This window comes from Thalassotalea sp. ND16A, assembly GCF_000764205.1.
GTDB lineage: Bacteria > Pseudomonadota > Gammaproteobacteria > Enterobacterales > Alteromonadaceae > Thalassotalea_A.
On record NZ_JQDZ01000099.1, the window covers coordinates 1 to 5,327 of the forward strand.

At 42.2% G+C, this 5,327-nt stretch carries 6 protein-coding genes; 5 read left to right on the forward strand and 1 reads right to left on the reverse strand.

What is annotated here, in order from left to right; genetic code table 11:
• Nucleotides 1–520 precede the first annotated feature (520 nt).
• Entirely contained in the window at nucleotides 521–1,651 is a 1,131-nt protein-coding gene (locus tag ND16A_RS05245; RefSeq protein ID WP_033078453.1) for a hypothetical protein, read from the forward strand.
• A 297-nt stretch (nucleotides 1,652–1,948) separates the two neighbouring features.
• Here ND16A_RS05245 and ND16A_RS05240 read toward each other — a convergent pair whose 3' ends face one another.
• Complete coding sequence (locus ND16A_RS05240; protein ID WP_033078454.1) at nucleotides 1,949–2,914, reverse strand: DMT family transporter; 966 nt, start codon at nucleotides 2,912–2,914, stop codon at nucleotides 1,949–1,951.
• A gap of 270 nt (nucleotides 2,915–3,184) precedes the next feature.
• On the opposite strand from ND16A_RS05240, the gene rpsP reads away from it, so the two are divergent.
• Genes rpsP through rplS form a run of 4 tightly spaced genes read left to right on the forward strand, consistent with a single transcriptional unit; the run spans nucleotide 3,185 to nucleotide 5,138 of the window.
• The gene (gene rpsP, locus ND16A_RS05235; protein WP_033078455.1) at nucleotides 3,185–3,430 is read left to right on the forward strand and encodes a 30S ribosomal protein S16; all 246 of its coding nucleotides are present in this window, start codon (nucleotides 3,185–3,187) and stop codon (nucleotides 3,428–3,430) included.
• Between the two features lie 38 nt (nucleotides 3,431–3,468).
• Nucleotides 3,469–3,990, forward strand: coding sequence for a ribosome maturation factor RimM (gene rimM / locus ND16A_RS05230; protein ID WP_033078456.1), 522 nt, complete (start codon nucleotides 3,469–3,471; stop codon nucleotides 3,988–3,990).
• A 19-nt stretch (nucleotides 3,991–4,009) separates the two neighbouring features.
• Nucleotides 4,010–4,756, forward strand: coding sequence for a tRNA (guanosine(37)-N1)-methyltransferase TrmD (gene trmD / locus ND16A_RS05225; protein WP_033078458.1), 747 nt, complete (start codon nucleotides 4,010–4,012; stop codon nucleotides 4,754–4,756).
• Between the two features lie 31 nt (nucleotides 4,757–4,787).
• Nucleotides 4,788–5,138, forward strand: coding sequence for a 50S ribosomal protein L19 (gene rplS, locus ND16A_RS05220; protein WP_033078457.1), 351 nt, complete (start codon nucleotides 4,788–4,790; stop codon nucleotides 5,136–5,138).
• The last annotated feature ends 189 nt before the right edge of the window (nucleotides 5,139–5,327 follow it).

Here is a 5,327-nt window from a genome sequence, read left to right on the forward strand (position 1 = left end):
TTCTTTCTTAAAAAAGTTTGAAAATACCTTCATAGCGTTTGAGGTTTAGTTTTTTTGTTTTGTGGTGAAATTAATTTAACTAAATTTCAAACGCTTACACAAATATTTGTGGGGATACTTCAGGTTTTAACCTCGCATGGTTGGCCCAGTCAAGTTAAAATGGCTAGCGCCATAATGCGAGACTGAAGTCCCGCCAACCAAGAGACTGAAGTCTCGCCAACCAAGAGAATGAATTTTCGTTAACCGCGGAACGTAACCGGTTGGCAGGGTTTGATTGCTATGCAAAGAAGCTGAGATAACAGCTTTAACCTCACGTAATTGCCAGGGATAGGTTTCATACTTCTTTATTTACCCCCTAACCCTAAACTCATCTTTTGTTTACGAATAAATCGACACAATCTTGGTTTGAGCTCAAGATGACTCTGTTGTAGTATCAATATTGCAACCGCGTTTTCGCCAAGGCTACATATCCGGTTGACGCTTGATCAATAATAACACTAATTTCTTAAGGCATTTTTTTGTGCAATTACTTAAATCTCTATTTTGTTTCAAAGGCTTAGACAACTCGGAACGTTTTTTTGCGATAAGCATTTGTTGCTTGGCGGTATTCCTTCTATTCATTGGTGTTATCTTATCTTCACTTATAGCCCAAGTAGTATTGCTGGCGCTAATTTCTATTGTTTATTTTACTGCCAGCATTCGCCGTTGCAGAGATAGCCGCAAAGGTTCCGCTGTGGCCTGGCTCATCAGTGTGGTAACCAGCCTTAGCTTTTTAGCGATCATCTTATTGCCTGATGCCAGTGGTTATGCGCTATTAATTTTGCCAATAATCGGCAGTTTATATCTGTTTTCAATACCCTCGGCTAAGCCACATGTGTATGTGATGGGCTATTACGGGCCCGTTGATTTAAGTGCGCTATCGGAGCCGGTAAAAGTAGAGCGTAAGCCAATTTCAAACCGTATTGAACCGAGTTTATTTGGTCAAAGTAGTGACGAGCAAGAGGACGAATATAGCTTTCATCCACCCGGTCAAAACGAACCCGCCACAGATGCAGATAACAGTTCAACAAATCCCGAACCTCAGCCTAAGTATGCCAGTAATGACAGCGCTGAACTCATCCACAACTGGCTTACTAAAAATAAAGCATTGGCGGCGATTGCAAGTTTGGTTTTTATGGTGCTCTCGGTGTCATTTGTTAGCCTGCCGTATATTGTTAACGAACCAGCAGAAGCACTAAATGCCGGAGGAACTGCTGACACGGTTGCGCTCAATAAAGTTGTGCGACAACGAAGCAATTTATTAGCCATGCCCGATGAGTTTTATTTGTTGCTCGATCAACATGACGGTTTAATTTTGCATTGGCAAGCGGATCAAATTAACAATGGTGAAATATGGTCACAGTTAACTGGCCAAGGTGACGATAGTTGTGAGGTTATCGAGTTTAATAATGGTGACAAGGTGCGCACCATCAATGTTGAAGTGGAAGATTCGGGCGATTATTACGCGAATTTCTCGCCCTTAGATACGGCGTTAGTCGTTCGTTCTTTGGCACGCCGTGGCAACTTTGGTTTATGCGGTTATAACTTCTCGCTAAAAGGCTCACAAAAAGCGTTAAATTCGAATCCGGTATATAGCGATTATGCGAATTAGGAAAAGGGCGGCGGGCGATTAGCTACGGGCTTCGAGCAGCTCTACACGTTCATCGAAAAAAACGCCGTCTTCCCATCGTGCTTTTGGATGGGATCTCCTTGAGCATACTGTGGTTCTATTGTTTATAAGCACGTTATAACCGAAATGAGGTTCCGTGCAACAACATCACGGAATGACGGAGTATTTTTTCTAATATTGTATCGCCGCCAATTACCCTAATCGATATTCAAATATACTGCCCGTACCCTGTACCTTATACCTTAATCCTTGACCCCTTGACCCCTTGACCCCTTGTCCCTACAGCCTTACCAACCGCTTCAACGCTCTGAACTTTTCTCTGGTCAGGATCTTGTTACCTAATGCCGTCAGCATTGAACCAACCACGACTAAACACGCGCCGACATAGGCCAAATTGTTTAAGCTTTGGGCGGTGAACATGCTTGGCCATATCTTCTCGGCAATGGTGGCAAACAGTACCGTCAGCAATGGCGTTATCGCTAATACTGCACTAACCTTCGATGCGGGCCAGTACTCTAATGATTCGGCAAAGGTACCATAAGCGATAAGCGTGTTGGCACAACAGAACAACAATAATAACAACGCCAGCACATTTAACGAACCAACATCGGTCGGCGTTGCCACCGGTAAAAAGAACAAGCTGGAGAATAAATAAATAAACCACATAATTTGGTTGGCACTAAAGTGGTTTAACATTTTCTTTTGCAAAATGGCATAAATCGCCCAGGTGGATGAAGCGCCAAGCATGATAATGAAGCCGGTGAAAAAATTGTCACTGTCCAAATCGTTTGCCTGACTAAACTGCTGATTGAAAAATAACACTAAGCCAGAAATAAGTACGGCGGAACCGACCATTTGGCCACGGCTAAAGGCTTCTTTCAAGAATATAACACTGCCAATTAACATCATAAATGGTGCCATTTGAATCAACATTTGCGCCGTTTCTGCCGGCACATAATATAGCGCTGATAAATAAAGTATATAATTTAACGATAAAAATATTGCGGCAAAAAACAGTCTCTTGAACAGACTTTTATTTTTAAAAATAGACAGTGGCAGCTTTTTCTTACGGTAAAGCATAACAGTTACACATAAAGCCGCAAACAAAAACCGGTACCAGGTAATGGTATATGAATCCATCAACTGTAGAACACTGGTCAGTGCTAATGGCAATAAGCCCCACATCACCGCGGTAGTGAGCGCTAAAGATAAACCTTTTAGGTTGTGATTGCTTAATGATGTCATAACTGAATCTGTTATCCGCTAAAGAGCTGTTAAATTTTTACAGGTGAATGTATAGGTTTATTTACTAATGAACTGTAGCAACTTGTAAACGAGGCGCGAGTTTATCCCACCTTTTCGCAATTAGCATGTGTTTTTTCAGTTATTTTAGCGTTAATGCTGCATTAGGCTTGCAATTTATCTGTAAAAGCGTAAAATCTGCGAGCTTTTCTAACCCTAGTGGTTTGAAAGTGTCTGGAAAATTCGTTTTATAACTTAAATATAGAGGACGGTATGGTTACCATTCGTTTAGCTCGTGGCGGCGCGAAAAAGCGTCCATTTTTTACAGTGGTTGTTGCTGACAGCCGTAACTCTCGCGATGGTCGTTTCATCGAGAAAGTTGGTTTCTTCAACCCTACTGCACAAGGTCAAGCGGAAAAACTTCGTTTAGATCTTGACCGTATCAACCATTGGGTTGGTCAAGGTGCAACGGTTTCTGACCGTGTTGCAAAGTTAGTTAAAGACGCTTCTGCGGCTTAATTAACAATTTGAATTTGTTGAAAGAGAATTAGTAAATAATGGAAAAAGAAGTCACCCTTGGAAAAATTGGTGCCGTTTACGGCATTAAAGGCTGGTTGAAAATACATTCGTTTACCGACGATCCGCAGGCAATATTCGATTATAGCCCTTGGGTGTTAAGCCTGGGTGGCAAAAAACAAACAGTCGAAGTGAGTGAATGGCGTCGCCATAGCAATGGTTTAATTGCAAAATTCACGGATGTTAATGACAGAAACGATGCGCAACTTCGTGTGAGTGCTGAAATTACTGTTATGAGTGATCTACTGCCAGAATTACCAGAAGGTGAGTTTTACTGGCGCGATCTAATTGGTATGGATGTGGTAAATGATTCAGGTTATAACCTGGGGACAGTTACCGACATCATGGAAACCGGCTCTAACGATGTACTGGTTGTTAAAGCCAATCGCACTGATGCGTTTGGTAAAAAAGAAAGGTTAATTCCTTACTTAGATGAACAAGTGATCAAAAATGTATCGCTTGCATCGAAACAAATTGACGTGGACTGGGACCCAGGTTTCTAACTCAATGGATAACAGCAAAATGCGGATAGAGGTGATAAGCCTGTTTCCCGAAATGTTTACTGCTATCACTGAGTCTGGGGTGACAGGAAGAGCGATTCGTAATGGGTTAATTGAATTCCAAACCAGGAATCCAAGAGACTTTACCCATGATAAGCATCGTACCGTTGATGATCGTCCTTATGGCGGTGGTCCGGGAATGCTAATGATGGTGCAACCATTACGAGATGCCATTAACGCTGCCAAACAATCGGCAGGTGTTGATGCGCATGTGATCTACCTATCGCCACAGGGACGAAAGCTTGACCAGGCGGGTGTACGTGAATTATCAGCTCATAAGTCATTGGTATTAATTGCCGGGCGATATGAGGGCATAGACGAAAGATTAATCGAGTCGGATATCGACGAAGAATGGTCTATCGGCGATTTTGTGTTAACCGGCGGTGAATTACCGGCGATGACCTTAATTGATGCGGTTGCAAGATTTATCCCGGGCGTACTGGGGCACAATCAATCGGCTGAGCAGGATTCATTTTCTGACGGTTTATTAGATTGTCCACATTACACCAGGCCAGAGGTTCTGGATGATAAAACTGTACCGACTGTATTGCTCAGTGGTAATCATAAAAACATTCGTCAATGGCGCATGCAACAGTCATTAGAAAGAACTTGGACTCGACGTCCAGATTTACTAACTAATCTAGCTCTGACTGCCGAGCAGGAAACGATGTTGAAGCAAATAAAGCGTAAACATCGCAATGTTAAATAGTAGCAGTGTAATCTAGAAAGAAAGGTGTATTATGAGTAATATCATTAATCAGCTCGAACAAGAGCAAATGAAAACTGACGTACCAGCGTTTGCCCCTGGTGATACTTTAGTTGTTAAAGTTAAAGTTAAAGAGGGTGACAAAGAACGTCTTCAAGCATTTGAAGGTGTTGTAATCGCTAAGAAAAACCGCGGATTGCATTCTGCTTTTACTGTTCGTAAAATCTCGAACGGTGAAGGTGTAGAGCGTGTATTCCAGACACATAGCCCAATGGTTGCTGAAATTTCAGTGAAGCGTCGCGGTGATGTACGTCAAGCTAAACTTTACTATCTACGTGAACTTTCTGGTAAGAAAGCACGTATCAAAGAAAAGTTGGGTAAGTAATTTAATTACTTGCTTTAAAAAAAAGGCTGCCTCGGGGCAGCCTTTTTTGTTGGCGGGGTTTTAACCGGAAGGATCCCCACAACTTTAATCTCATGTTTCATTCACTAATTCAATCAGAGCGAGCCTAAGCTCGCTCTTAGTTAGTCGATATTGCCTTCCTTGGTGCTGCAATAATCTCAAGGCTAAATA